Genomic DNA, 26712 nt, shown 5'->3' with positions numbered 1-26712 from the left:
GGCCGCGTCACAGCAGGTGCGCCTTGTCGGTGACCACGGGCAGCATGCGGCGCGCCAACTCCCCTACGGGGCCGTCGCGTTCCTCCAGGTCCAAGGCGCGCCGCACGATGCCCGCGGTCTCGGCGTCGCGGGTGGCGGAGGCCATCAGCAGGGCGACGAAGTGGTCGAGGAGCCAGTCGCGCAGCTCGTCGACGGGAGGCTGCTTCCCCTCGTCCAGCCAGATCAGCGACGCGGCCTCGACGACGGTGATCCAGGTGCTCACCGTCATGCGCAGCCGGGGCCCGGCCGGGCGGCCGGGGGCGGGGACACCCGGTTCCGCGTCCGGGCCCGCGTCCGGTTCCGGGGCGCCGGTTCCCGGGCCCGCCGCGCCGGCGCCGCCCGGGGCGGGGTCCTCCGCGCGGAAGCCGAGGTGGAAGAGGATCTGGTCCGCCGCGGCACGCCGCACCTCGTCGACGATCGCGTGGGTGCGGGAGGTCTGTACGACGCTGCCGCCCTGCAGCAGCGCCATGAAGCCCGCGTCGTGCTCGTCGACGAAGGCGAGGTAGCGGTCCAGGGCGCGGGTGAGACGGCTCGTGAGCGGGCCCGTCTGCTCCTCGGCGAAGCACTGCTCCAGCTCGTCGGCGGCGCTGCGCAGGGCCGCCTCGTAGAGCTGCTGCTTGCCGCCCGGGAAGTAGCGGTAGACGAGCGGCCGCGAGACGCCGGCACGGGCCGCGACGTCGTCGAGCGAGACGTCCTCGGGCGGATTGTGCGCGAAGAGGCCGAGGGCCGTGGAGATCAGCTGCGAACGCCGCTGGTCGACGGTGAGTCTGCGATACGCCGGGGCGGTGCCGCTGCTGCTCATCCAACGAGCGTAGCTCCCGCCGTGCGGGCGGAGGCCGGGGGCCGGGCAGCGGCGGCGGCCCGGCCCCGTACGGACGGCGGGACGGCTCCGGGGCCGCCGCGCCTACTCGGCGAGGAGCCCGGAGCTGACCCACAGCCTGCGTCCGACGCCCCGCATGATGCCGATCTCGTCGAGGAAGTCGGTGAGCCTGCGGGCGCCGGTCTGCATCACCTCGCGGCGGTGGCCGCTGGCCTTGACCTGGGCGAGCGCTTCCCGCTTGTCCAGGCCGACGTTGGTGTAGACCTCGGGGTTGATGAAGGAGAGGGAGAAGACGCGGGCGGCCTCGCCCGAGCTGATGCGCGTCAGCTCCGCCTCCCAGCGCGGGCACTGGACCATCTGACGGCGCAGCTCCTCACGCGCGTACCGGACGTGCCGCGCCTCTTCGACGACGTGGATGCGGGTGACGCCGCGGACCAGCGGCTGGATGCGCTCGTCGGGGAAGGTGAGCCGCTGCATCCAGTCGAGGATCTCCTCGCCGAGGAGCGTGGCGGTGAAGGAGCCGGGGGTCGTCGAGACCGTCTTCAGCAGCCGGGCCAGGTTGTGGTGCAGGCGGGAGACGCGGTAGGCGGGGGCGCCGCTCTTGCCGATCAGGCGGGCGAACATCTTCGAGTGGCGGCACTCGTCCTCTATCTCCGTCAGCGCGTACCGCACGTGGTTGCTGGTCAGCGACTTGTCGTAGATGTGGCGGACGAGGAGCTGCATGAGGATGATCTCGAACCAGATGCCGAGCGAGGCCAGCGAGGCGGCCTCGTGCCGGGAGAGGTCCAGGCGCTGCTCCTCGGACATCCGCTTCCACATGGGGGTCCCGTAGAGCGAGACGAGCTCCGGCGGCCAGAACCACTTGCCTTCTTCGAGCGGGGCGTCCCAGTCGAGTTCGGTGTCGGGGTCGAACGAGTGCTTCCTGGACGAGCTGAGCAGGCGCTCCGCGACCTGCTCGCGGTCCTTGAGCAGGCCGAGGGCGTCCCGGAGCGCTTCCGGCGCGTGCTCGTCGGCGGCCGTCCCTGGAGTGATCGTCATGCGGGGCACCTCTTCATCGGGTTACCGAAGGTTACGTCAGCCGTCCTCTTATGAGACTGCCTGTCAGTAAGCCAGTCAATCCCCTGGAGTCAATCCCCTGTGCGTACATTGCGCCCCTCTGTGCGTACATTGCGCCGTCTTTGTTGACCCGGCGGTAACAGGCGTGTGAGCCTGCGAATACCGTGCCCGAGGGGCCATGGGCCCCCGGGACCCGCCGGTCGGCAGGAGGAGGCGTCCATGTCCACGCACGACCTCTACGTACGCAGCCCCGGAGCCGAGGACTGGGAGGTGCCCGCCTCGGGATCCGCCAGATTCAGCTGGGACTACGACGACGGCCGTGACCGCCTCCTCGCCCTCTACCAGAAGGGCAAGGACAAGCAGTGGGACGGGCAGCTGCGCATCGACTGGGACCTCGAGGTCGACCCCAAGGACCCGCTCGGCACCCCGGACGAGGTCATCTCGCTCTACGGCACGTCCTACTGGGACAAGATGAACGACGCGGAGCGCGCCGACCTGCGGCAGCACTACGCGTCCTGGCAGTTCAGCCAGTTCCTCCACGGCGAGCAGGGCGCCATGGTCTGCGCCGCGAGGATCGTCGAGTCCGTTCCCGACCTGGACGCGAAGTTCTACTCCGCGACGCAGACCATGGACGAGGCCCGGCACGCGGAGATCTACGGGCGCTTCCTGCACGAGAAGATCGGGATGGTCTACCCGATCAACGACAACCTGCAGGCGCTGCTGGGCGACACCCTCCGCGACTCCCGCTGGGACATGCCCTACCTCGGCATGCAGGTCCTCATCGAAGGGCTGGCCCTCGCCGCCTTCGGCATGATCCGCGACACCACGACCAAGCCGCTCCCCAAGCAGATCCTCGCCTACGTCATGCAGGACGAGGCCCGGCACGTCGCCTTCGGCCGCATGGCGCTGCGGGACTACTACAAGCAGCTCACCGAGGCCGAGCTGCGGGAGCGGGAGGAGTTCGTCATCGAGGGCTGCTACCTGATGCGGGACCGCCTCAAGGGCGTGGAGGTGCTGGAGAACTTCGGCGTCCCGCGCGCGGAGGCCGAGACCTTCAGCGAGCAGTCGGACTTCCTCAAGCTCTTCCGGCGGCTCCTCTTCAGCCGCATCGTGCCCTGCGTGCGCGACATCGGGCTGTGGGGCGAGCGGCTGCAGCGGGCGTACGTGGACATGGGCGTCTTCGAGATGGGCGACCAGAACCTCGACCTGCTCATGGCCCAGGACGAGGAGATCGCGGAGAAGCTCGACGCGGAGCGCTTCGCGGCGGAGGAGGCCGAGCGGACCGCCGAGGTCGATGAGGCGATTGCCCAGGGCAAGCGGGTGGAATCGGAGACCTGAACCGGCTGCCGGCCGCCAACTCGGCGGCGCTGAGAGCCGCTTGCACCAGAGGCCCCGGACGCATCACTGCGTACCGGGGCCTACGTGTGGCACTTCGCTCCTCCTGGACGTAGTTTGAAGGGGATCGGGAGTAACAGACGATTTGAATACTCTTTGGGTGCTTTTTGGGCACCCTGTGCTTCGGCCAGTAGGCACAGCTGCGGGAGGGCGGTCGGCGCCGCCGCGCTTGATCGCTGTGTCCACTCCCGTGGTGATGCGCTACCCAAGATCACCGTGCACCGGGAGGCAGCAGGTCATGTCAGCCGTTCGTTTCCGTGCGAAGCACGCACGCCACCCGCATGACGATGCACCCGACACCGCGGCCCACTTCGAGCGCATCACGTCACTGCCCGACGGGCCCGAGAAGGAGGCGCTGCGCCAGGAGGTCGTGCGCGCCTGGATGCCCATGGCCGACAGGCTCGCCCAGCGCTTCCGCAACCGCGGTGAGAATCTCGAGGACCTGCAGCAGGTCGCCGCGCTCGGTCTGGTCAAGGCCGTGGCCCGCTACGACCCGGCGCGCGGCTGCGCCTTCGAGAGCTTCGCCGTCCCCACGATCGTGGGCGAGATCAAGCGGCACTTCCGCGACTACATGTGGGACCTGCACGTCCCGCGCCGGGTGCAGGAGCTGCGGAACCGGGTCCGGGCCAGCAGCCGGGAGCTGGGCGTCACCCTCGACGACCGCTCGCCCACGGTCGCGCAGATCGCCGAGCACAGCGGACTGAGCCAGGAGGACGTCGTCGTCGGCATGGAGGCGCTGGAGAGTTACAGCGCCCTGTCGCTGGACGCCGAGCTGTCCAAGAACGAGGACGGCTACTCCCTGCTCGACACCCTCGGCGCCACCGAGCCGGGCTTCGACCGCGTCACGTACCGGGAAGCCGTCAAACCGCAGCTGCGCAACCTCCCCGAGCGGGAGCGCTACATCCTCTATCTGCGCTTCTTCTGCGACATGACCCAGAGCAGCATCGCCGAGCAGCTCGGCATCTCCCAGATGCACGTCTCGCGCCTCATCAGCCGCACCTGCGAGCGGCTGCACCGGGAGGTGGAGGCGGAGGTGGCGCGTGCCCACGAGTCCTCCTCGGCCGAGCGGACCCCGATGACGGTCTAGGGACGGCGGTCCGGAGGGGCCCCGTCCGGAGCGGCCCCGTCTCCGCGGAGCCCGTGCGCCGGTGCGGCGCGCGGGCTCCGTATGTCTGCCGGGGTGTCTGCGGGGATGTCTGCGGAGGGGCGGAGGGGCGTCTGCGGAAGGGGAGTGGGGAGTCGGTGCGGGTGGGGGCGCCGGGCTGCCGCCGGACCATGTCGCTCGGCACCATGCCGGCGGCGCCGAAGGTGTCGGACGGCGACGTGTGGGGCGCGCACCGGCGCTCGTAGCCTGCCCTCACCCTGCGCGTCGCACCGTGCGGGGTCAGTCGCGTCTGTCCTCTCCCGACCCTCGACCCCGCCACGGAGGCTCCCGGATGACACGGGCCCACAGCAGCGCACGACGCCCGTACCGCCTCGCCACGCTCACCGCCCTCACCCTGGCGGTGCTCTCCCTCCCCGCGCCGGCCGGCGCCGCCGCCGCTCAGCAGGGAGACCGCGGCTGCGCTCGTACGGACGTCCCGCGCGTACCCGGCGCGGCACACCAACAGGCAGCCTGCCTGGAGGAGTTGACGACGGCCGGAACGGTCGCGAGCGGCCACACCGACCCCGCCGACTGGGCCGGGCTCACCCCCGCGAAGCTGCCCACGCCGCGCGGGGTGCCGGGTCTCCAGATCGACGGCTACTTCCCCGACTCCTCCACCACCAACACCAACCACGGCTGGGCCCACGACTCCCAGTTCGTGCTCCGGCTGCCCGCCCGCTGGAACGGCGGTCTGGTGGTGACCGGCTCGCCCGGCAACCGCGAGCAGTACGCCAACGACCGGGCGATCGGCGACTGGGCCCTGAAGCGGGGCTACGCCTTCGCCGCGACGGACAAGGGCAACACCGGCACCGGCTTCCACCGCGACGGCCGCCGTCCCGGCGACGCCGTCGTCGAGTGGAACCGGCGCGTCACCCAGCTGACGCGTGCCGCGCGCGAGACCGTCGCGCGCCACTACCGGCGGCCGCCCGCCCGCACTCTGGCCACGGGCATGTCGAACGGCGGCTACCTCGTGCGCTGGCAGCTCGAGAACCACCCGGAGCTCTACGACGGCGGCGTCGACTGGGAAGGGACGCTGTGGCGGGCCGACGGCAAGGGGCCGAACCTCCTCACCTTCCTGCCGCCCGCACTGCGCCACTACCCGGCCTACGCACAGGGCGGGCCCGGCGCGGACGAGGCCCGCCGGAAGATGCACGAGGCGGGGTTCCCGCGCGGCACCGAGTTCCTGTGGCCGTACTTCTACGAGAACTACTGGGACCTCACCCAGCGGATCTACCGCGAGGAGATCGACCCACTCTTCGACGGCGGCACGGAGGCAGGCACCCCGTTCTGCGCTCCCGGCACGCCGGGCGGGCCGCCCTGCGACGCCGACTACGAGTACGGCTCGCGGCCGGCCGGCGTCCACGACGCCGCAGCGAAGGTTGGGCTGACCGGCAGGATCGGCAAGCCCCTCGTCACGCTGCACGGCACTCGCGACACGCTGCTGCCCATCGGGAAGGACTCCGACGTCTACGCCCGCATGGTGCGCGACGCCGGGCGGGAGAAGCTCTTCCGCTACTACCGCGTCGAGGACGGCAACCACGTCGACTCGCTGGCGGACGAGTTCCCCGACGAGCTCCGCCCCCTCACGCCCTGCCACCGCTCGGCGTTCACCGCGCTCGAGGACTGGATCGGCGACGGGAAGCAGCCGCCGGCCAGCCGTACCGTCGAAAGGCCCCGGGACGCCTCGCCGGACGAGCTGCTGGCGGACTGCCCGCTGCGGTGAACTCGCGCCCGCGGCACGGCCGTCGGCGGTTCCGCGGGCCGGCTCGCGACGTTTTGCGCCAGGGGCGGCGGGCACCCGGTGGGCGAGTCGGAGTAGAGCTCCCTTAAGGAGGAGTCACCCGTGAGCGCGGAGAAGAAGAACAAGGCCAAGGCCGACCAGATCAAGGGGAAGGTCAAGGAGACCGTGGGCCGCACGCTCGGTGACGAGAGGCTCGAAGCCGAAGGCCGTGCCGAGCAGTCGAAGGGCGACGCCCGGCACGCGGCGGAGAAGGCGAAGGACGCCTTCCGGCACTGACGGCGGACCCCCCCGTCCAGGACGGGTTCCCCAGAGCATGGAAGGAGGCCCGTGACGGATTCACCGTCACGGGCCTCCTTCTGTGTTCCGTCTTCTGTGTTCCGTGCGTGTTCTGTGTGCGCGGTGCTCAGCCCCGCTGTCCGGACTTCCGGGGCCGGACTCCCGGGTCCGGACAGCGGCGCGGCAGGTCCGAGCCCCGCTCCCGTCGGCGGGAGCGGGGCTCGGCTACGGCTTCAGGCTGCCTCAGCTGCCGGCGAGCATGCCTTCACGGAGTGCCGAGAGGCTGCGGCTGAGCAGCCGTGACACGTGCATCTGCGAGAGGCCGAGATGCTCGCCGATCTGCGCCTGCGTCATCTCGTCGCCGAACCGCATCTCGAGGATCTTGCGGTCCCGGTCCGAGAGTTGGGCGAGCAGCGGCTTGAGCGCGTGGAAGTCCTCGACGAGGTCCATGGCGCCGTCGCGTTCGCCCAGGACGTCGGCCAGCGAGGCCTCGCCCTCCTCGTCGTTGACGGTGGCGTCGAGGGAGGAGGAGTTGTAGCCGTTGGCGGCGACCTGCCCCTCGACGACCTCCTCCTCGGTCACCCCGAGGTGTTCGGCCAGCTCGCTCACGCGGGGGGACCGGCCCAGCTTGGCGGTGAGCTTGTCGTTGGCCCGCGCCAGGTCCATCCGCATCTCCTGCAGACGGCGCGGGACGCGGACGTCCCAGGTGGTGTCGCGGAAGAAGCGCTTGATCTCACCGACGACGTAGGGGATGGCGAAGGTCGTGAACTCCACCTCGCGCGACAGGTCGAAGCGGTCGATCGCCTTGATCAGGCCGATCGTGCCGACCTGCACGATGTCCTCCATGTCGTCGCCCCGCGAACGGAAGCGGCGTGCGGAGTACCGGACGAGTGTGAGGTTGATCTCGATGAGGGTGTTGCGCACGTACTGGTACTCGTGCGTCCCCTCCTCCAGCACGTTGAGCCTGTCGAAGAGGGTCTTCGACAACTGGCGTGCGTCCTCCGGGGCGAGGTTCTCCGGCTCGTCGATCGTGGGCAGCTGGACCGAGGCCTCCTCAACTGCCCGTCCCTCCGGGACGGTCACCTCGGCCGTGGCATTCTCCGCTGTCGCTACGGTCGGCGTGGCGGAAGTCATCGCTGGGACCTGCCCTTCACCTCGTTGGAACAACCGGTCGGGTTGACCGCGTACCCAGCATGATGCTGAACACGCGTACCAGTCTTGGTTCTTGTCCGTTTTGTAACGCAATGCGGGCATTCATTCGCGACATCCGTGCGGGTTCGGCATGGCGTGACTGTCACCGGGCAAGCGCATGAAACGAACGTGAGAGATGCGAGCCGAGGAGTACCGGACATGCTGAGAACGCACCCCGCGGCGAGGCGTGCGCTGCCCGCTGGGGAACGGTGTGCGTGAAGCGGGCGACGGGTCGACGAGACGGTCACCTGAACCGGGAGTGGAGGTGACGCCTGTGTCATCGGGGCGAATTGCCACGGCTACAGGCGACGGGGAGCGTGAAGTGCTTCTCCTGGATTCGAACTGCGAGGACATCGGCGACGTGAGGAGGGCCGTCGAGAACCATCTCGTACGCAGCTCTTCCTGGGTGGATCTCGCCGGGGTCCTCCTGGTCGTGTCCGAACTGGTGACCAACGCCGAGCGGCACGCCCGGGGGCGGTGGTCCCTGCGCGTCCAGACGGAGCGGCACCGCGTGCGGGTGGACGTCACCGACAGCGATCCCGCGCCGCCCCGCTGGCGCCAGGGCCGGCTCGACGGCAGCGGCGGCTGGGGCCTGCGGATCGCCGAACAGTGCGCCGACTCGCTGGAAGTGGTGGCCGTCGCGGGCGGGAAGACGATGCGCGCGCAGTGGCTGCATCCGGCCATGTCCGTGTCCGGAACCTGACGGATCCTGCCCCCTGGGGGCCCTCGCATATGACAATGTATGACGCTGTGACGACCGGTGACGATGCGAGCAGAGAGCCCGAGCCGAAGCAGCGCGAGAGCGGAGCGGACGACGCCCCCTCTCCCGTGTCCCGGGAGAGGCGTGACGGCACGGAGCTGCTCACCCTCTCCGGCGACCTGGACCTCGATGTCGTCGAGGAGATCGTCCCTGTGCTGGAGGCCGCGCTCGCGGCGCAGTCCGGCGGTTTGGTGATCGACCTCTCCGGGGTGACGTTCGCCGACTCCTCGGCGCTGAACATGCTCCTGCGCACCCACGCGCGCACCAAGCTGTATCTGGGCGGCCCGCTGCAGCCGGTCGTCAGGCGGCTGTTCGAGATCACCGGCATCGAGAGCGTGCTGAATCTGCACGACTCCGCGGCTGCCGCGCTCGAAGCCGCGGGCCGCGCCCGCCCTTGACAACGTCTGAGTACCGGCAGGCCGCACGACGCCGGACCGCCGTCGCCCGCGGCGACGGCGGTCCTCTCCGTTCCAGGCGTGACGCCCGCGCTCCCGGGCTGACGTGACGTCGTGCCCGTGGCCTGCGCTGACGCGGCGTCAGCCCGTCGGTCCGGTCCGTCTCGTGGTGCCCCGAGGCATGCGGTAGGGGGGTCCCGGTGAGCGGTGGGCCCGCGCCGTTACCTCGCTCGATCTGAGTACATGTACTCATGCGCCGCCTGGGGGTGCAGGGAAGTATGTGCGACCAGGCGTGACGCGTGCATGATCGTGACGTGCTCATGACCCCCCACTGCCACCCCCCACCCCCGACCCCAGAGCGAGGCCCGACTTCACACACGCTCCGGACACGGAAACCGGCCGCGGCGCACGCCCCACGCCGGAGCCGGTTCGGGGCATGCCGGAAGGACGTACCGGCGTGCCCCGAATTCCGGTCCCCGCGAGAGGAATTGGACGGGACCGGTTCCCAGGAAGCCTTGACGGCCGCGACGAAATCCCCTTAACGTTCCCGGCCGTCGGGAGAAAAAGCAGGTTGCACCCCGTTCCCGTACGGAGAATTACGACCGCTCATTCCGTACGGAGTACCCGACAGCCCGCCCCCAGGGGAAACTTCTAGAATGCACGGGGAGAATTATGAAGCGCATTACGCGCACTGTTCTGCCGATAGTCGCCGGTGCCGCGGTGCTCGCGCCTTTCGCGCCTTCCGCCATCGCGGGGGACTCGACGGAGCAGCCGCAGGCGAAGAAGACCGTCAGCAGTGACGCCGACACGAAGGCATCGATCAGCCGCGACACGGTGATCAAGCGTGCCAAGACGTGGCTGACGGCCGTGAACGGCCACCAGGTGCCCTACAGCCAGAGCAAGACCTTCGGCGGTTACCGCACCGACTGCTCCGGCTACGTGAGCATGGCGCTCAAGTACGGCAAGCCGGGCACGAACACGGTGGGCCTGGCCTCCTCCAGCTTCACGACGAAGATCAAGATGTCGCAGCTCAAGAAGGGCGACCTCATCATCGACGCGAAGGGCAGCAACACCACCCGTCACGTCGTCATCTTCGAGAAGTGGACCAGCTCCGCCAAGAAGTCCTACAGGGCCTACGAGCAGCGCGGTGGACACGGCACCGACCACAGCACCCGCAGTTACGGTCTCGGCAACGACGAGTACGACGCGTACCGTCCCAAGAAGTACTGAGCCCATCCCCCTTGGCCGCACCGGCCTCTCGGCGGTAGCGGCCGGGCTCAGTCGACGGGTCAGCGCGGAGCCGGCGCGCTGACCGCGGATGCCCTCGTCCCCAGTTCTCCGGGGACGAGGGCATTGCGCTGCCCGGACGGCGGTGACAATGCGCGTGACGTCGTGGCCCGCCCCGGGGGAAGGCGGCCGAGCCTATTCGTCCGCAATGACCGGGGACAGCGGAAAGACGCCCTCACCCCGAATTCGGGGCGAGGGCGTCCGTGTTCGTCGCGCTGTGCGCACAGCTGCGGCAGGACGAGCCTGCCGCGATTTCTACTTGTAGATCTCGTTGACCCATTCGGGGTGGTCGATGAACGGGTTCCTGTTGTGCTGGACCTTCTCGAAGATGACCTCGTTGCGGTTCTTCTCGAAGTCGCTGGGCGGGTCCGCCTCGTTCCACTTCTTGAGGACGGAGAGCTTGCCGTGGAGGGGCTGGGAGCCGTTCTCGACCTCGTCGTTGGCTTCCAGGTCCGGGAAGTCGTCCGTGCCCTCGTAGCGCACGTCCATGTAGAGGATCATGCGGGCGACGTCGCCCTTGACCTCGTCGCGGGGCTCGAAGGAGTCCCCGTCGGTGAAGTTGCCGGGAGCTCCCTCGACCTCTTCGCCGCCCTCGTCGAAGTCCTTGCTGCCGCGGGTGCTGTTCACCTTGACGTTCGTGGGACGCAGGTGGTGGACGTCGGTGCCGGGGCCGGTGGCGGTGCCGAAGTCGCCGTGCGACTTCGCCCATGTGTGCTCGCGGTTCCACTGGTCCTCGCCGCCGCCGTTGTTGTCGGCGGGGGAGGAGACGCCCGAGTAGAGGAGGATGACGTTGCCCGCGTTGTCCGGGTCCTTGTCCGTCTCCTTCAGAGCGTCCCACACCTCGTCGTAGGAGATGGCGGTCGCGTCGGTGCTGATGATCTTGTTCAGGGCCGTCTTGAGCTCTTCGCCGGTCTTGCCTTCGGCGTCCTTGTAGTACTCATCGTCGGCTGCCGCGCTGAAAGGCTGTGCGGCGGAGGAGCTGCCCGAACGGGACTCCGAGACTGTGGGGGTTCCGGCCGTCGCAGGTATCTGCACGGCCACGGCTATCACTGCGGTGCCCGCGAGCGCGGTGAGCGTTCTGCGGCGGGCGACGGAGCGGGTGGAATCCACTTTTGACGTCCTCTCCCCGAGGATGTGGCGCCGCGCGCGCAGTGTGGGGGTCGCAGCGCGGCACCGGCCGATGGGTGGTCGGCCGTTGCGAAGCCTTCCATCGCCTCGAACACCGTGAGTGCCAGATGGGAAATTGTTACGTGTGGGTAATGTGAAGACGCCTGCGCGGTCACCCAGGGCGACTCCGGGCTCACCCGCTGAATCCCCGGCGATCCAGGGCGCGTTGGCCTTCCGGGCGTATCGGGCCGTCTCCCGTCTCCCGTGTTCCGTCCGGATGTTCAGTGCGCAAGACCCGTTCACCGTCTCGAACAGCGGACCTCGCCCGTCGCCCGCTGGCCCTGCGGGCGATACTGGCTCCGCCAATCGATGTACGACGAACCGGAGTTGCCGTGCACGGTGCCGAACCCGCCGAGAAGAGCGCGGGAGCGGAGAGGCCCGCGGGGACGGAGCCGGAGGCAGCGCCACGGACGGGCTGGCGGCGGCTGCTGATGGACACCCGCCCCCTCCGGTCACCCGGCTTCCGGCGTCTCTGGTCCTCGACCACGGTCACGGCGGTCGGGAGCCAGCTCACGGCGGTCGCGGTGCCCAAGCAGGTCTACGACGTCACCGGCTCCTCCGCGTGGGTCGGCTACTCCAGCCTCGCCGGCCTCGTGCCGCTCGTGGTGTTCGCGCTGTGGGGCGGCGCCGTCGCCGACAGCGTGGACAGGCGCAAGCTGCTGCTGGCGACCAACGCGGGCATCGCCGCGACGTCCCTGCTCTTCTGGATCCAGGCCGCGGCGGGGGCGCGGTCGGTGGTGCTGCTGATGGTGCTGCTGGCGGCGCAGCAGGCGTGCTTCGGCATCAACGCCCCCACGCGCAGCGCCTCGGTCGCCCGGCTCGTGCCCACTTCCCAACTGCCCGCCGCCAACGCCCTCGTCTCGACGGTGTCCGCCACGGGCATGGTGTTCGGCCCGCTGCTGGCAGGCGCGCTCATCCCGCTGATCGGCCTGCCCGAGCTGTACCTCATCGACGCCCTGGCCCTGTGCGCCGCCCTCGTCGCCGTATGGCGGCTGCCCCCGCTGCCGCCGCTCGGCTCCCCGGGCCAGGGCGCGGGGGCGCGCCGGCGTGCGGGTCTGCGCGAAGTGGCGGCGGGTTTCCGCTACATCGCCGCGCACCAGGTGCTCCTGCTGTCCTTCCTCGCCGACATCGTCGCCATGGTCCTCGGCATGCCCCGTGCGCTCTTCCCTCAACTCGCGGCCACCACCTACGGGGCATGGGGCGAGGGGTTCGCCCTCGGTCTGCTCTTCGCGGCGATACCGCTGGGCGCGGTCGCGGGCGGTCTGCTCTCGGGGACGTTCTCCCGGGTGCGCCGGCACGGGCTGATGGTCATCGGCGCGGTCATCGCGTGGGGGGCGGCCGTCGCGGGATCGGGGCTGAGCGGCGGCCTGTGGTGGGCGGTGGCCTTCCTGGCGCTGGGCGGCGTGGCCGACATGGTCTCGATGGTCTTCCGCGGGGCGATCCTCCAGTCGGTGGCCACGGACGAGATGAGGGGCCGCATGCAGGGCGTCTTCACCGTGGTGGTGGCGGGCGGCCCCCGCGTCGCGGACCTCCTCCACGGCACCGCGGGCTCCGTGCTGGGCGCGCGGACGGCGGTCACCGGGGGCGGCGTGCTCGTCGTCGTCGCCATGGCGGTCCTGGCGCTGGCGACGCCGGCGCTGCGGCGCTACCGCGCCGCGTAGCGTCCGGTTGCCCGCCGCACGGGAGGGCGCGCGGCTCCCTTCCGTCATTGGGCCGACCACAGACGGTGGACGGACACTCTGGCCAACAGGCGTACACACGCGCATCATTGGACCGCTCCGCCAGCAAGGCCATCACCACCCGCCGCCTGGGCCCCACCCTCACGCACGGAAACGGGGCCCACGTCGGCACATGTGCATGTCATGTCTTTGTCAAATTCACAGAGAGGGACAGCACCATGGCTTGCGGATCGACCAGCCTCTGGGCCGGGGAGACGAGCTGGTTCTGCTGCGGCAACGCATGGGGACCCTGCACCGGCGCCGGAGGCGGCGCGTGCGGCAACTGCCAGTCCAGCGCCAACCACGGCGCCTGGCCCAACGCCTCACAGGCCTGCTGGGACATCACCCGTCCCGACCTGTGCGGCGAGAACATCCCGAGACGCGGCTGCGGATCGGTGATGAACGTCAAGCACCAGTGCTCCGGCGCCACCGTCTGCATCACGATCACCGACTGCGGCCCCCGCACGAAGGAGTGGTGCGGCGAGGCCGCCTGCTGCAACGGCCAGTGCCGCACCAACCGCGTCCTCGACCTGACGCCTGCCGCCTACTCGGCGCTCGGCGACCTGAGCTCCGGCATGCTGCCGGTCTACATCTACGAGTGAGGGGAACCGAGATGACCGCACACCAGGCCAGCGGCGGTGGCATCGACCGCCGGCGTCTCCTCGCCCGTGCCGCCCTCGGCGGCGCCACCATCGTCGGAGCGACCGCCCTCGGCGGTATCGACGCCGACGCCGCCTTCGCCGCCCAGCAGCCCTCGCTGGACCCGGCGATCAGCAAGTCCGAGTTCGTGGAGGGCAGGATCACCGCCATCAGCGGCAGCGTGCTGGAAGTCGCCGGATCGTACGGCGACCGCTCCCGCGTGCAGATGACCAACGCGACGAGCGTGTGGAAGGTCCGCCCCACCACGGCCAAGGTGATCGAGGTCGGCGACGGACTCTACGCGCGCGGAGTGAAGATGCCGGACGGCACCGTCGCCGCCGACGCGGTGTGGGTGAACATCGTCAACATCCACACCACCATCCGCGGCATCGAGAAGCAGCGGCTGCACCTCGCGCACGGCAACCACGAGATCACCGGCAACGTCATCGCGGACACCAGCGCCTCCTACGCGGGCCGCGCGCCGAGCTCCGACCTGTCGCGGCTGCGCATCGGGCAGAGCGCCCAAGTGCTCGGCGCGTGGCGGCCGTCCGACAACTCGGTGGACGTCGTACGGGTCTCGGTCGGGCACTGACGGGCGGCGGGAGAAGAAGAGATGCTCTCGACGACATCGAGCCTCGCCCCCGTCGCCCTGGCCGTACTGCTCGGCTGGACGGGCGCGTTGAAGCTCTTCGGTTCCGGCGCCGCACGGCAGGCGCCCAAGACCGCGCTCGCCCGGATGCTGAGCAGCAGCGAACGGGCCGTCCTCGTGCTGCGGACCACGGGCCTCGTCGAACTCCTGCTCGCGGCAGGGCTGCTCGGGGCACCCCGCAGTCCGCTGCCCGGGGTGGCGACGGCCCTGCTGGGCGCCTGCTTCCTGGGCTACCTGGGCCGGGCACGGGTGATCGCGCCGGAGTCCTCGTGCGGATGCACGGCGAACGACTCGGCGCCGGTGACGTGGCGGGCGTTCGCACGCGCCGGCCTCGTGCTCGCGGGCGGAGCCGCCGCCGCCACGGCACCCGCCGCGTGGTGGACGACGGCGGGGGAGCGGCCCGCCGCTTCGGCGGCCGTACTGGCCGCCGGGGGCTTGCTCCTGACGGCGCTCTCCGCCGACCTCGAACGGTGGTGGCTGCTGCCGCTGCGCCGCACGCGGATGCGCCTCTTCGGGCATCCGCTGGCGGGCGGTACCGCGGGCGGCAAGCAGGTGCCGGTGGCCGCCACCGTGCAGTTGCTGGAGAACTCCCTTGCCTGGCAGGCCGCTTCACCAGTGGTCCGCTCGGGGCTACTCGACCACTGGGACGAGGCGGGCTGGCGGTTCCTCCTCTACTCGGGGCTGTACGTGGACGAGGACGGCGAGGCGCGTCCGGTGTCCGTCGTGTTCGCGCTGGACGCGACGGCCAGCCGTGACACGGCGGGAGCCCCCGCGGCCCGGGTGAGCGTCGTCGACGCGGACACGGGGGAACCCGTGGGCGTCGACCTGGCGGCTGTGCGTCCACGCGACGCGTTGCCGGTCGCCGGCTGACGGAGGCGGGCTGAGCGGAGGCGAACTGAAGCAGGCGAACTGAAGCAGGCGAACTGAGGGAGGCGCTGACGGACGCGGGAGGGACGGGCCCCGGAACACCTCGGGGTCCGGCCCTCCCGCCCCCCGGCCCTGCCGCCCCCCGGCCCTGCCGCCCCCCGGCCCGGCCGCCCCGCGGACGGCGTCCGCGCGGTCCGGCCTGCTCGCGGATCCCGCCCCCGGCGTATGCGGGAAAGCTCAGTCCACGCGGTGCACGGAGAGCTCGTCCCCCCACCGCTCGATCGCCTTCTCGTCGGCGAAGGCCAGCGCACGCATCATGTTGCCGCCGTCCGAGGCGTCGACCCCGCGTTTCAGGCGCCGGCTGTGCCTGGGGCCGAGCCGCGTGGTGCCCGCCTCCACGGTGTCGCCGTAGAAGGGCGCGAAGGCCACACCCGCGAACCCGGCCTGGCGCAGCAGCAGCGGAAGCGTCTCGCGCGAGTAGAACATCAGATGGTTGCGGGTGAAGCCGTTCCAGCCGGAGCCGTACGCCTTCAGCAGCAGCGACTGGGCGTTGACGGTGAGGATCATCAACACACCGCCCGGGCCGAGCAGTTCGCGGAACTTCCGGAAGTCCTCGACGGGACGGGGGAGATGGGCGAGCACCGACCACAGAGTGACCACGTCGAAGCCGCCCGCGGCGATCTCGGGCACCTCCTCGGGCGCGCCGAAGTGGGCGGCGGCCGACGTCAGACGCTCGTTCGCCTCCTTCACGGAGTCGGGGGAGAGGTCGACGCCGCACGCGTCGAAGCCGCGCTGCTCGGCCAGCTCCAGGAAGTACCCCGCGCCGCAGCCGAAGTCGAGCAGCCTGCGCCCGCCGCCCTCCGCGAAGACAGGGTGGAAGGCGTCCATGGCCTGCCGGTAGCGGCGCTGCCTGTTCGCGGCGTAGTCGCCGGTGAGGAAGCGGCTGTAGTTCTTCGAGTAGAGGTCGCCGAGGCGCTCGGGAAGGATGTTGGGGTTGCGGTAGAGGAAGCCGCACGACGGGCAGCGCACCACGCGGTAACTCCACGCCGTCGTACCGTCCTTCTTCGTCTTGGACGGCATGTGGAGCGGCTGCTGACGCGACTCCCCGCACATGTGGCAGGCGATGAACTCCTCTATCGCGCCGAGTTCGACGCGGGAGCTGTACTCGTCGAGGGACATCACCGGTGAGGTGCGGAGCTTCAGCCGCCATTGCAGTTCTCTGACCGCCCGCTCCCCGGGCCTGATGTAGACGCGCTGTGCCCAGGGCACGCTGTCGTATCGCGATCCGTAGACGGCACGGGCTGCGGCCCGTTTGGCAGAGACCATAAGGCACCTCTCCGGACGGCTTTCGGGTCACAGTGCCATCCGGAGAGCGGACGCGAATAGTGCCGCGGACATTTTTCTGCCCGTGATCCGTACACAGTTCTCCGGGGTCGCCGACGGTTATCGCGCGGGCACGGAGGGGTGCCGTTTCGGGGGTCTATCGGGCGATCTGTCCTGGGGGTTCGAGCGCTTCGTCCCGGGGCGGCGCCGAGCGGGGTCGCGTGAATTCCCGAGTGGAACCGGATTTCCGGATCACGTCCGCTGCTGCCGGAGAACGGCGGCGGATTCCGCGGATTCCGCGGATTCCGCGGATTCCGCGGAATCCCGTCACGGTTGTGACGCCGTTCCCGCCCCCTCCTCCGACTTATGAGTGGCGTGTCCCAACAATGCCTGTGGGTGCGCCAGTTGCACGAAAGTGCGTCGCGCCGTATTCGGGTTTTCTCCGCGGTGACCTCCGCCTCGGTGCACTCAGGGGTGCCCGGTCGCTTGGTGCGCCGGGCTTCCGCCGGGCCGGGCTTCCGTGGCGTCCGGGCGCGGTGCGTGCCGCAGCCGCGGTGGCGTCGGGGTGGTGGCCGTTGGGGCGGGCGGTACGGGTGGGGTCGGCGCGCGGCACCTGCTGGAGTTGTCCGAATAGTTTCCCTCGCGGTAAAGATCAGTAAATGCCCCGAAGGTGCGTGGGGGCGGCTCCCGGGCCCCTGAGCTGCAACTTCGCAGGAGTGTCCGCCGTCAGGGGCCCGCGTACCCGACGCAGCGGGCCTGTCCCAGGCGCCCCTCCGCTCCCGGCCGGCGGCCGAAAAGAAGCGCTCCCCGCCTCTCTGAGCTGACGTGCTGTCAGACCTCGCTGCTGCACTTTTCGGAGTGCGGCCGGGGAGGCCGGATGCAGGAGACCGAGGAGGCGCGGTGCCGCGGATCGCCCAGTACACGAAGAAGGACGGAACCGAGGTGCGGGCCCACGACCGCTGGGCCCCCGGAGCGCGGACGCAGCTGGCGTCGCTGATCGTCGTGGGCATGGTGGTCGTGGGTGCCGGGAACGGCCAGGTCAAGATCGAGAAGGTCGGGAGCGGGGAGTCGGGCGCGGACCGGCCGCGCGTCTCCGCCCCGGCCGCGGGAGCACACCGGTGACCCGGCGCAGGACCGTACGGCGGCCCCGTTCCCGCCGGAGCCCGCCGAGGCGGTCGGGCCGGCAGCCCGATCTCCTCGTGGCCCTGCTCGTGGCCGCCGTGGGCGTGGCGGTGGCCGTCACGGTCGTGCAGTGGCTGCTCCGGCACTGGTGGCTGCTCGCCATCGCGGCTCCGGCCGGTCTCTGCGCGAGCGCGCTGTGGATCAAGCAGCGGGCGGAGAAGGCCCGTTGGCAGCAAGTGCAGGCCCAGGCCCTGCGCTTCCGGCTGAGTCAGCTCGACGGACTCCACCACCGGGACTTCGAGTTCGCCATACGCGACCTGATGCGACGGGACGGCTGCACGGACTCCGTCCAGGTGGGCGGCGCGGGGGACGGCGGCGCCGATGTGAAGGCGACCGATCCGTTCGGCAGGCGCTGGGTCATCCAGTGCAAGCACCGCAGGAAGGGCGCGGCGGGAGCACCTGTCGGCACCCCGGACCTGCACGTCCTCAACGGCACCGGCCGCCAGCTGCACGCCGGGGACGTCGTCGTCCTGGTGACGAACGGCCGCTTCACCGCCGGGTGCGCCCCGCTGGCTCGCTCGCAGCGGCTCCATCTCGTCGACCGGAGGACTCTCGGCGAGTGGGCGGCGGGCTCCCGGCCGCTGTGGGAGCTGCTGCAGCGGCTGCCCCCGCCGCGCAAGCCGACGGCGCTCGGATGACTGCGTGCGCCGGCGCGGCGCCTCCGCGCACACGTCGGCGGTCCGGCAGACCTGCGCTCCGGGCACCCGGCCGTCCACCGGGCGTGCGGCGGTGCCTCCGGGCGCACGTCGGCGTCGGGGCATGCGGCGGCGCGGCGGCTGCCGCTGCTCTGCGGGCCGCCCTGGAAGGCGCGGGGCCTCTTCGTCCTCGTCCGGCCGCTCCCCGGGCCGTTCTGCCGCCCGTCAGCCGCGTCCGGTCACCCGTCCCTTGCCGGGGCCGGGTCTGCCGGTGGTCAGAGCCTGCGTATCCGCGCGGAGATGCCGTGGCCGACGAGCAGGTAGATGGCGGCGGGCAGGCCGTAGTTCAGGAAGACGCGCAGGCCCTCGCTGTCCATCGTGAAGATGTCCTGGGCCCACCAGGCCAGCCAGTCCGCGACGCCCTTGACGAACTCCACGAAGGGGTTCGCCTGGTTCGCTTCCAGCAGGTACAGCAGGATCCACAGGCCGAGGAAGACTGCGGCTATGTCCGCGATCGTGTGGACGATCAGGGCGGTCCTCGCCGAACCGCCTCCGTCACGCGGACGGCGCTCCCGGCGGGGCGGCGGCTCCGGCTGCCCGTACCCCGGGGGAGGCGGCGGGCCCTGCGTGTACTCCGGGGGCGGCGGCGGTCCGCCCTGCGACCGGTACGGATACGGCTGCCCGGGCATGGGTTCGGGATGGCTCACGAGGTCCCAATCCGACGCACGAGGCGTCTCGTCGATGGAGGGAATGACCGTGCGGGCCCGCCCGGAAACGCTCGGTGACCTGTTGCTGGTTCCGGCGCCCGCATTCCCTCAGCGCCGTCCCCGGCCCGGGGTGTTACTGACGGTCGCCCGCGGGCCGCCGAAACCGGCCGCCTGCCCGGCGGAGGGGACTATCCGGCCGCAGCGGGCCCGGCCGTCCCGTACCGCAGCCATACGAGGCCGCCGTCGAGCGTCTCGCCGGCCACGAGGGTGAGACCCGCGGCGCGGCGGCCGCCGGGGCCGTACCAGGGGCGGCTGCCGTCCGTACCCACGAGGCAGGGGTGGAGGAGAAGGCTCACCTCGGTCAGCAGGCCCGCTTCCAGAAGTGCGCCGACGAGCGTCCCCCCGCTGTCAACCCGCACGGTGCGGGCGCCGTGGCGGCGGGCGAGCTCTCGGAGCGCCGCGCCGAGGTCCACCCTTCTCCGGCCGAGGATCCACTCCTCGACGCCTTCCCCCTCCGGCCCCTCCGGCCTTGGAGGTGTCCGCTCCGAACGCAGCGCCACCACGTCCGACCAGTGCCCGGCCTCACGCAAGGCGCCCCACTGCCGCACGCGCGCCCCGCTGTCGGTCACGGCGAGCAGCGGCCCGTCCGGCGCCGGGCCGGGACGGGGCGCCGACGCCAGGACCTCTTCCTGCGCGAGGAGGGTGTCGGCGCCGACCAGCGTGACGTCCTCGCGCCAGGTGGCGGCCAGCTCGTAGAACTTGGCGACGTCCGGCTGGAAACCCGTCGTCGATCCGTCGAGGGAGACGGCCAGATGTGCCACTACACGGGGGAGTCCTTGCCGCGAGTGCCTGTTCCCGGAAGCCATGCCGCAGAAGGTAGCGGCCGCCGCCGGCATCGCCTCTGCACGCCTCTCCGCGCCCAATAGCGCTCGCAGATAACACAATTCTCCGGAAGCGGCCACATCACCATCCGGGCCGTAGTACTAGGTACCTATTGCCTATGGCGTTTCCGGTCACCATCCGGTGAGCTGGAGGGTGACCACAACCGACTGTCCGTGTCACGGTCCCGGAGCCGAGCGGGCCCGTGAGGCATCCGTCTCGTCAGAGACGCCGTCGACTGCGTAGGGATTGAACGAACGGATGGATTGCGCGCGACTGCCAGACGCCGAGCTGCTCCCACTCGTGCGGGAGGGGGGAGAGTCGTCCCTGCCTGCCCTCGGCGAGCTGGAACAACGGCACTTCCCCGCCGTGAGGGCCTTCGCCTCGGTGTGCGCCATCAGTTCACCCGCCTCGGACGAACTCGCCGTCCAGGCCTGGCGCCGGGCGCTGCGCCTGCAGGACGGCAGCGCCACGGGCGCCGTACGCCCGTACGCGCTCTCCGAGGTCCTGCGCACGGCCGCGGACTGGTCCGGCACCGACGAACGCAGCGCGCTCGACGCGGACTTGGCCGAGTGGATCGAGTCCCAGCCCGTGGTCATCTCCGAGGACTCCGTGGGCCCCGGCCTTCCCCCTCCCACTCTCGCCGCGCTCGCCTTCACCGACCTGTCCGACAGGAGCCAGACGGTGCTGTGGCACCGCGCGGTCGAGCATGACGACGACGAGCGGATCGAGTTTCTGATCGCCCCCGGGGTCGAGGGGGTCTCCTTCCTCGACAGACGTGCGCGCAGGGAGCTCTACAACTCGTACGTGCAGCTCCTGCACGACGGCGCGGTCGACGAGTGCCGCCGCTTCCACCGCATGGTGCTCGCCTACGCGGACCAGAAGAGCATCGACACGGCGGCGGACCTCGTCCCGCACCTGGAGTCCTGCGCCTACTGCTCCCGCGCGGTCGCCGACCTGGGCAGGATGCACTCCGACTGCGGGACGTTCCTGGCCGAGGCGCTGCTGCCGTGGGGCGGCACCGAGTACGCCGGCTCCACCGTTCCCGCGGCGGTCCCCAGCACCGAACTCGTCCCGGTCGCGTCGCCCGCCCCCTCCTCCTCCGGCAGGTTCCGCCGGATCCTCGGCGGCAAGGGCGCCGGCACCGCTCACGGCAGGAACCGACGCATCAACAGGGTGCTGCAGAGCGCGGCCCTCGTCGCCCTATGCTCCTTCGTTGTCGCGCTGGCGTATTCGGGCGCGCTGCGGCCGGGGGACCCGCAGAGCAGCGAGCCGATCGCCCCTCCGGAGAAGTCCTCCCAGTCGCCGAAGCCGCCCCGTCCCGCTCCGTCGACGGCCACCGCGACGGCCACGTCGACGGTCACCGCGACGAAGACCCGTCCCTCGAAGCCGGAGAAGCCGAGCGACACGGGGCGTCCGTCGCGGCCACCGGTCCGCGGAGCCGCTCTCGAATGGCTCTTCGACGGCGTGGCCGGCGGCGTCACGCAGGACACGTCGGGCAACGGGCTGAACGGGACGCTCGTCGGTGACCCGCTGCCCCGCTTCCTGCAGGCGGGGGCGATCGACTTCTCCGGGCAGCAGTCGGTCGCCGCGAACGGCCCCGTGGTCGACACGGAGGAGAGCTTCACCGTCTCGGCGGACGTGAAGCTCGGGACGAGCGGGGAGTTCCAGACCATCGCGAGCCAGGACGCCGACGAGATCAGCGGATTCCAGCTCCAGTACGACGGGGACGAGGACCGCTGGGAGATGCGCGTCGCCGAGGAGGACTCGGAGGACGCCGACTTCGACGAGGCCGTCGGCCCCTCGGGCCCCGCCACGGGGGTCTCCACCCACGTGACAGGCGTGTACGACGAGGACCAGAGCGAGATCCGCCTCTACGTCGACGGCCGGCTGGAGGACACCGAGGGCCTGGGCGGGGACTTCTCGGCGGACGGCGACTTCGTCGTCGGACGTGCCATGGAGGGCGACGAGTTCATCCGCGGATTCGACGGCTCGATCAACGACGTGAGGGCGTTCCGCAAGGCGCTCTCCCCGGCCGAGATCCGGGCCCTCGCCAACAGCTGACCCCGAACGCCCGGCCGTGCGACGGCAGTCGACCCGGGACGGCACGAAGCACGGAACCCCGGCCGTCCGAGCGGCTCAGGCGGACTCCTCGCGCAGGTACTCCGCTCTGAGGGCGCGCCTGCTGCTGACGCCGAGCTTCCGGTAGATGTTCTGCACGTGGTTGTCGACGGTGCGCTTGGAGATGGTGACCGCCTCGGCCACCTCGGCGTTGGTGAGCCCCGCGCACACGAGACGCGCGATCTCCGCCTCCCTGGCCGTCAGATGCTTCGCGACCCCCAGCGCCGAGAGCCCCGGGGTGGAGGCGCCCGCACAGCGCTGCTGAAGGGAGAGGGCGAGGTTCTCGGCGGCGGTCGCCGCCCGCTGCTCCCCGTCGCGCCCGAACTGCACGGCCGCCGACGCGGCAGCCTCGGCGGCCGGGAGCGCGGCTCCCGCATCGGCCAGCAGACGTGCGCTCTCCAGGAGGCGGCGTGCGTGCCCGTCCGCGAGTGCGGAGACGTAGGCGGCACGGGCCGCGACCAGCGCGCCGTCCATGGAGCGCCGGATCTCCAGCAGCGGGCCCGCCGCCCCCGCGGCGTCGCCCAGCCGCGCGATGTCGGTGAGCAGCCGCGACTCGCTGGCGCGGTGGCCCGCCGCACGGGCGTTCGCCACCGCCTCCCACAGGACCTTCCGGCTCTCCTGGACGTTGCCCTGCGCGGCTGCCGACCACGCCCGCCCCAGGGGCAGTTCGGAGCGGAAAGCCCCCCAGTGCGGCAGCTCCTCGCACGCGTCGAGCGCCTTCCGTGCCGCGGGGACGTCCCGGAGCAGCGCCGCGGCCTCCGCCTTGCGGGCCAGGGCCACGTGGAGGGTGCCGACCAGTGAGTTGCGCGCGGCCACCGACACCGCCTGCGACGCCCACCGGCGCGCCTCCCGCGGGCGTCCGCGCAGCAGCGCACACCGCGCCAGCGCTGCGGCTATCCACGCCTGCGCACCGGCCGCGTCCCCGGCCAGAGCCTCCGCCCAGCCCTTCTCTCCCGTGCGGTACGCCTCGTCGAGGCGGCCCTCCTCCTCCAGCGCGAACATCACCGTGTTGAGGTACTGCACCGGATGGGGAACGCCCAACGAGTCCTCCAGGCCCAGCCGTTCGTCGTACGCCTCCCGCGCGAGCACGAGTCCCCGCTTCGCGCTTCCCGTGGCGACGAGCGCGGCGGCTCTGGGGCCCTTCCCGAAGAGGCCGGCCATGCGGTTGCCGTCGAGGGACAGTCCGTGCAGCGCCTGGAGGGCCTCCTCCGGCCTTCCGAAAGCCATGAAGACCGCGCCCCGTACGGCCGTCAGCACGTCGCGGTAGGCGGGTTCGCCGATCCGCTCCATGGCCTCCGCGCTGACCTCCAGCGCCGCCTCGCCGTCGATGAACCCCCACGCGAGGAGCCGGGCCCTGCCCAACGCCACGAGCAGGCGGTCCAGTTCGCCTTCGGCCCGCGAGGCCGCGTCCTCGAAGACCTCGCGGGCGCTGTCCAGATCGCCGAGTTCGTACAGCGACTCCGCCAGCAGCAGCCGTGGCAGCAGCTCCTCGCTGTCCCGGCAGGCGGCCTTCGACAGTTCGCACACCTGACGGAAGTCCTGCGTCCGGCGGGCCAGTGTCGCCGCCCGCAGCAGCGTGTCCGGGTCGGCCGATCCGGTGGCGGCAAGCTGCCAGGAGGCGATCCGGATCTTGTCGGTCAGCCGCCTGGCGCCGCGTGAAGCGACCAGCTCCGCCTCCTCGTTGAGGATGCGCCGGCGGGCGGAGGACGGAATGAGGGACCGGAGCACCTTCTCGTGCGCCGGGTGCTTCAGGGAGACGGACTCGCGCCGCCCGTCACGCGTCGCGGTGACGAGGTCCAGCCGCTCCAGCTCGTCCATCGCGCTGCCGGGGAGCCCCGCGGCCTCCACGGGCTGGCAGAGGGCGATCCGGTCCAGCGTTCTGCGGGTCTCCGGGCCGACGCTGGCCAGACGTCTTTCGAGGAGTTCCGCCAGCACCGGAGCCGCGGGCACCTCCGAGACGAGCGTCCACGACTCCCCGTCGTGCACGAGGCTGCCGCCGTCCAGCGAGGCCCGCACGAACTCGCGCAGGCAGCGGGCGTTCCCTCCGCTCGTGCGGTGCATGAGGGCCGCCGTCCGCGGTTCCACCGGGCCGCCGAGGGCCTGGCGCATCACGTCCGCCACCTGCGGCTCGTCGAGCCCGGCCAGGTCCACGCGGCGGGCGGCACCGTTCGCCTGCAGCGCGTAGGCGGCGGGACCCAGGGACGGCAGCGACGTCACGGTGCCGACGAGGAAGAGCGCACCGGCTTCGGCGAGTTGCCCGACGAGGGAGGCGGACGCCTCGTCCAGACCGTCGAGATCGTCCGCCACGAGGACGAACCGCTTGCCGGCCGCACCGCTCGCGCACTCCTCGGTCAGCGCCTCACGCGTCGCCCTGAACAGGGCGACGGGGTCGCCGGCCCGGGAGCCCGGCGGGAGCAGGTGCGCCAGCGACGCCAGGGGGACGGGGTGCCCGTGGACGGGGACGGCCCTGCCGGCCGCGTGGCCGCGCTCCTCGGCCCGTTCCCGGCAGACCTGGGCGAGCCGGGACTTTCCGGTCCCCTGGGAGCCGTGAACGATCAGCGCCTGGCACCGCTGTCCGGCGAGCGCCTCGTCGAACTGGGCGACCGCCGGCTCGCGTCCGACGAACGGCCATGGCGACGGACCACCCACGACGTCCCCCTCCCGTGAGCCGGCCACCCGGATGCGGTGGGCCCCTCACGAGCAGAGTAGGGGCGGTCACGGGCCGAAGTGCCCGTCCGCCCGCAGAGTTTGTCCGATCACGCGTGGAGTTCCGCCGCAGGTCGCCCGGCGGCAGCGGCTACCGCCCGGTACCCCGGCGGCGGAGGCTCGCACTCCGCCGCAACCGCTGCGCCGCCCGGCAGCTCTTTCGGGCGGAATCCCGGAAAAGAGCGCATTCCATGCAACTTTGCCCTGTTATCACATGTCTGGAGCTGTATAAGAGGAATGCGCCACAAGGGGGCCTTCATGCGAGACATCAGGCTGCTTGCCATCGCCGTCCTCGTCGCCGCCGGAATGCTGACCACAGCGTCAGCGGGCACCGCGGCCGCGAGCGGCACCGAAGGCTCCAAGGGGGCCACCGAGGCGACCGGGAGCACCGCCGCAGCCGCCTGCGGCGTCACCTGGGGAAGCCTGCCCAAGACCAGCGAGGCGACGGGCACCCGTCCGTTGACGAACGTCCGTACCGGGCGGCACGACTGCTACGACAGGATGGTCCTCGACATCCGCAGCGGCACCCCGGCGGGTACGCCCGCCTACGACGTCCGCTACGTCGAGAAGTTCTACCAGGACGGCTCCGGCAACCTCATCAAGATCAGCGGCGGCGCCGTCCTCCAGATCGTGGCGTCCGCGCCGAGCTACGACCCGGACACCCACCAGCCGACGTACGGCGGGAAGGGTGGCAAGCCGTTGCCGGGCGTCGACCTGTCCGGCTACAAGACGTTCCGCGACGCCCGCTTCGGCGCCAGCTACGAGGGAACCACCCAGCTCGGCCTGGGAGTCCGGGCCCGGTTGCCGTTCCGCGTCTTCACGCTGGGCGACCGGCTCGTCGTCGATGTCGCGCACTCCTGGGTGTCCGCCCGCTGACACCGGTGCACGGCGAGTACGGGAGAGGAACGCGAAAGGAAGCGGAGGGGCGGCCACGGAGACGGGGCCGCCCCTCCGCATGCCCGCCGCCGGCCCGGCGGGGTTGCCGTGCGGCCGCAGCGGTCACGTATCCCGGGGAGGAGTCCGCGCGTACACGGCCGGAGTGCGGCAGCCCGCCGCACTCCGGCCGAGAGGTCCCGAGGAGTACGAGGTGCCGCTGCCCACGCCCCCGTCCGACGACCCCCGCTTCCCCGCGGCGGCAGCCCCCCGCGCGCGGACCGCGTCCGCGCTGGAGGAGGCGGTGACCGCCTGCCGGGCCTGCCCGAGACTCGTGGCCTGGCGGGAGGAGGTGGCGCGCACGAAACGCAGGGCCTACCAGGACTGGGAGTACTGGGCCAGGCCCGTCCCCGGCTTCGGTCCGCCGGACGCGGCACTCGCCGTCGTCGGGCTGGCACCGGCGGCGCACGGCGGCAACCGCACCGGGCGGGTCTTCACGGGCGACCCTTCGGGCGACGCGTTCTTCGCGGCGCTGTACGACATCGGGCTGGCCTCCCGGCGTACCGCCGTCCACCGGGGAGACGGCTTGGAGCTGTACGGCGTGCGCATCACCATGCCGGTGCACTGCGCGCCACCCGCCAACAAGCCGACCACAGCGGAGCGCGACACCTGCCGCCCCTGGCTCGCCCGCGAACTCGAACTGCTGCGCCCGACCCTGCGCACCGTCCTGGTGCTCGGCGGGTTCGCCTGGCAGGCGCTGCTTCCCGTACTCGGCGACGCGGGATGGCGGCTCCCGCGCCCCCGGCCCGCGTTCCGGCACGGCGGCGAGGTGCTGCTCGCCGACGAGCGGGACGGGGGAGAGCTGCGGCTGATCGGCGGCTACCACCCCAGCCAGCGCAACATGTTCACGGGCACGCTGACGCCGCAGATGCTCCGGGACGTCCTGCGGGAAGCCGCCCGTACCGCCGGACTGCGGCAGCGCTGACCCGCTCACTCGCGCAGGGCTCGGAGCGCCGGCGGGCCCGCCTGCCCGGCGTGCGGCGGTGCCCGGACACGGGAGCGCCCGCCTGCGCAGTGTGCGGCTGCCGCAGGCGGGCGCGGCGCGCCGGGCCGCGGGGAGGGGTGGCGGCCCGGCGCACGGG

The 26712-nt window shown here is 71.5% G+C and carries 24 protein-coding genes; 16 read left to right on the top strand and 8 right to left on the bottom strand.

The genetic code is table 11. From position 1 onward, the window contains the following. Positions 1-7: 7 nt before the first annotated feature. Complete coding sequence (locus tag H181DRAFT_RS03255) at positions 8-841, bottom strand: TetR/AcrR family transcriptional regulator (protein ID WP_045862670.1); 834 nt, start codon at positions 839-841, stop codon at positions 8-10. A gap of 102 nt (positions 842-943) precedes the next feature. After that, a complete protein-coding gene (locus tag H181DRAFT_RS03250; RefSeq protein ID WP_045862669.1) occupies positions 944-1897 on the bottom strand; it encodes an AurF N-oxygenase family protein in 954 nt (317 codons plus the stop codon). A 237-nt stretch (positions 1898-2134) separates the two neighbouring features. On the opposite strand from H181DRAFT_RS03250, the gene H181DRAFT_RS03245 reads away from it, so the two are divergent. The 4 genes from H181DRAFT_RS03245 (at position 2135) to H181DRAFT_RS03230 (ending at position 6471) form a co-directional block, all read left to right on the top strand. Then, entirely contained in the window at positions 2135-3253 is a 1119-nt protein-coding gene (locus H181DRAFT_RS03245) for a ferritin-like domain-containing protein (RefSeq protein ID WP_045862668.1), read from the top strand. Positions 3254-3548: 295 nt separating this feature from the next. Continuing rightward, positions 3549-4397 (top strand): SigB/SigF/SigG family RNA polymerase sigma factor, encoded by an 849-nt coding sequence (locus H181DRAFT_RS03240; RefSeq protein ID WP_052708434.1) that lies wholly within the window; start codon positions 3549-3551, stop codon positions 4395-4397. Between the two features lie 349 nt (positions 4398-4746). Then, the gene (locus H181DRAFT_RS03235) at positions 4747-6177 is read left to right on the top strand and encodes a tannase/feruloyl esterase family alpha/beta hydrolase (protein WP_045862667.1); all 1431 of its coding nucleotides are present in this window, start codon (positions 4747-4749) and stop codon (positions 6175-6177) included. Between the two features lie 120 nt (positions 6178-6297). Next, positions 6298-6471: a CsbD family protein gene (locus H181DRAFT_RS03230; protein ID WP_074467689.1), complete on the top strand. Its 174-nt coding sequence runs from the start codon at positions 6298-6300 to the stop codon at positions 6469-6471. Between the two features lie 243 nt (positions 6472-6714). On the opposite strand, the gene H181DRAFT_RS03225 is transcribed toward H181DRAFT_RS03230, so the two are convergent. Next, on the bottom strand, positions 6715-7605 hold the full coding sequence (locus tag H181DRAFT_RS03225) for an RNA polymerase sigma factor SigF (protein ID WP_078895458.1): 891 nt from the start codon (positions 7603-7605) through the stop codon (positions 6715-6717). A gap of 379 nt (positions 7606-7984) precedes the next feature. On the opposite strand from H181DRAFT_RS03225, the gene H181DRAFT_RS03220 reads away from it, so the two are divergent. The 3 genes from H181DRAFT_RS03220 (at position 7985) to H181DRAFT_RS03210 (ending at position 10047) form a co-directional block, all read left to right on the top strand. Then, positions 7985-8365, top strand: a complete 381-nt coding sequence (locus H181DRAFT_RS03220) for an ATP-binding protein (protein WP_052708433.1) — start codon at positions 7985-7987, stop codon at positions 8363-8365. 47 nt (positions 8366-8412) lie between these two features. Continuing rightward, positions 8413-8820 (top strand): STAS domain-containing protein, encoded by a 408-nt coding sequence (locus H181DRAFT_RS03215; RefSeq protein ID WP_158715410.1) that lies wholly within the window; start codon positions 8413-8415, stop codon positions 8818-8820. Between the two features lie 669 nt (positions 8821-9489). Continuing rightward, entirely contained in the window at positions 9490-10047 is a 558-nt protein-coding gene (locus H181DRAFT_RS03210; RefSeq protein WP_045862666.1) for an NlpC/P60 family protein, read from the top strand. Between the two features lie 312 nt (positions 10048-10359). On the opposite strand, the gene H181DRAFT_RS03205 is transcribed toward H181DRAFT_RS03210, so the two are convergent. Then, entirely contained in the window at positions 10360-11214 is an 855-nt protein-coding gene (locus tag H181DRAFT_RS03205; protein ID WP_045862665.1) for an endonuclease I family protein, read from the bottom strand. 389 nt (positions 11215-11603) lie between these two features. Between H181DRAFT_RS03205 and H181DRAFT_RS03200 the strand changes: the two genes are divergently transcribed. The 4 genes from H181DRAFT_RS03200 (at position 11604) to H181DRAFT_RS03185 (ending at position 15147) form a co-directional block, all read left to right on the top strand. Further along, positions 11604-12932, top strand: a complete 1329-nt coding sequence (locus H181DRAFT_RS03200) for an MFS transporter (RefSeq protein ID WP_045862664.1) — start codon at positions 11604-11606, stop codon at positions 12930-12932. A 236-nt stretch (positions 12933-13168) separates the two neighbouring features. Next, positions 13169-13591, top strand: coding sequence for an RlpA-like double-psi beta-barrel domain-containing protein (locus tag H181DRAFT_RS03195; protein WP_045862663.1), 423 nt, complete (start codon positions 13169-13171; stop codon positions 13589-13591). A gap of 11 nt (positions 13592-13602) precedes the next feature. Continuing rightward, positions 13603-14220 (top strand): hypothetical protein, encoded by a 618-nt coding sequence (locus tag H181DRAFT_RS03190; protein WP_045862662.1) that lies wholly within the window; start codon positions 13603-13605, stop codon positions 14218-14220. 21 nt (positions 14221-14241) lie between these two features. Further along, positions 14242-15147 (top strand): MauE/DoxX family redox-associated membrane protein, encoded by a 906-nt coding sequence (locus tag H181DRAFT_RS03185; RefSeq protein ID WP_045862661.1) that lies wholly within the window; start codon positions 14242-14244, stop codon positions 15145-15147. Positions 15148-15381: 234 nt separating this feature from the next. Here the strand turns inward: H181DRAFT_RS03185 and H181DRAFT_RS03180 are convergent, their stop codons facing one another. Next, positions 15382-16470 (bottom strand): class I SAM-dependent methyltransferase, encoded by a 1089-nt coding sequence (locus H181DRAFT_RS03180; protein ID WP_045862660.1) that lies wholly within the window; start codon positions 16468-16470, stop codon positions 15382-15384. An 897-nt stretch (positions 16471-17367) separates the two neighbouring features. Here H181DRAFT_RS03180 and H181DRAFT_RS03175 point away from each other — a divergent pair. Continuing rightward, the gene (locus tag H181DRAFT_RS03175) at positions 17368-17589 is read left to right on the top strand and encodes a hypothetical protein (protein ID WP_045862659.1); all 222 of its coding nucleotides are present in this window, start codon (positions 17368-17370) and stop codon (positions 17587-17589) included. A 77-nt stretch (positions 17590-17666) separates the two neighbouring features. After that, the gene (locus tag H181DRAFT_RS03170) at positions 17667-18287 is read left to right on the top strand and encodes a restriction endonuclease (RefSeq protein ID WP_254666679.1); all 621 of its coding nucleotides are present in this window, start codon (positions 17667-17669) and stop codon (positions 18285-18287) included. A gap of 272 nt (positions 18288-18559) precedes the next feature. On the opposite strand, the gene H181DRAFT_RS03165 is transcribed toward H181DRAFT_RS03170, so the two are convergent. Both H181DRAFT_RS03165 and H181DRAFT_RS03160 read right to left on the bottom strand, forming a co-directional pair. Next, entirely contained in the window at positions 18560-18991 is a 432-nt protein-coding gene (locus H181DRAFT_RS03165) for a hypothetical protein (RefSeq protein ID WP_254666678.1), read from the bottom strand. Between the two features lie 188 nt (positions 18992-19179). Beyond that, the gene (locus tag H181DRAFT_RS03160) at positions 19180-19857 is read right to left on the bottom strand and encodes a dihydrofolate reductase family protein (RefSeq protein ID WP_045863022.1); all 678 of its coding nucleotides are present in this window, start codon (positions 19855-19857) and stop codon (positions 19180-19182) included. Between the two features lie 274 nt (positions 19858-20131). Here H181DRAFT_RS03160 and H181DRAFT_RS03155 point away from each other — a divergent pair, with 274 nt between their 5' ends. Next, entirely contained in the window at positions 20132-21934 is a 1803-nt protein-coding gene (locus H181DRAFT_RS03155) for a LamG-like jellyroll fold domain-containing protein (RefSeq protein ID WP_139131662.1), read from the top strand. Positions 21935-22009: 75 nt separating this feature from the next. Here H181DRAFT_RS03155 and H181DRAFT_RS03150 read toward each other — a convergent pair whose 3' ends face one another. Next, positions 22010-24640, bottom strand: coding sequence for a helix-turn-helix transcriptional regulator (locus H181DRAFT_RS03150; protein ID WP_139131661.1), 2631 nt, complete (start codon positions 24638-24640; stop codon positions 22010-22012). Positions 24641-24955: 315 nt separating this feature from the next. On the opposite strand from H181DRAFT_RS03150, the gene H181DRAFT_RS03145 reads away from it, so the two are divergent. After that, positions 24956-25573 carry an AMIN-like domain-containing (lipo)protein gene (locus tag H181DRAFT_RS03145; protein WP_045863021.1) on the top strand — a complete coding sequence of 206 codons (618 nt, stop codon included), beginning with the start codon at positions 24956-24958 and terminating at the stop codon, positions 25571-25573. A 211-nt stretch (positions 25574-25784) separates the two neighbouring features. Next, entirely contained in the window at positions 25785-26555 is a 771-nt protein-coding gene (locus H181DRAFT_RS03140; RefSeq protein WP_045863020.1) for a uracil-DNA glycosylase, read from the top strand. Positions 26556-26712: the final 157 nt, after the last annotated feature.

The organism is Streptomyces sp. WMMB 714 (assembly GCF_900090125.1).
Classification (GTDB): Bacteria; Actinomycetota; Actinomycetes; order Streptomycetales; family Streptomycetaceae; genus Streptomyces; species Streptomyces daqingensis.
This window is presented reverse-complemented; position numbering and strand designations above follow the sequence as displayed.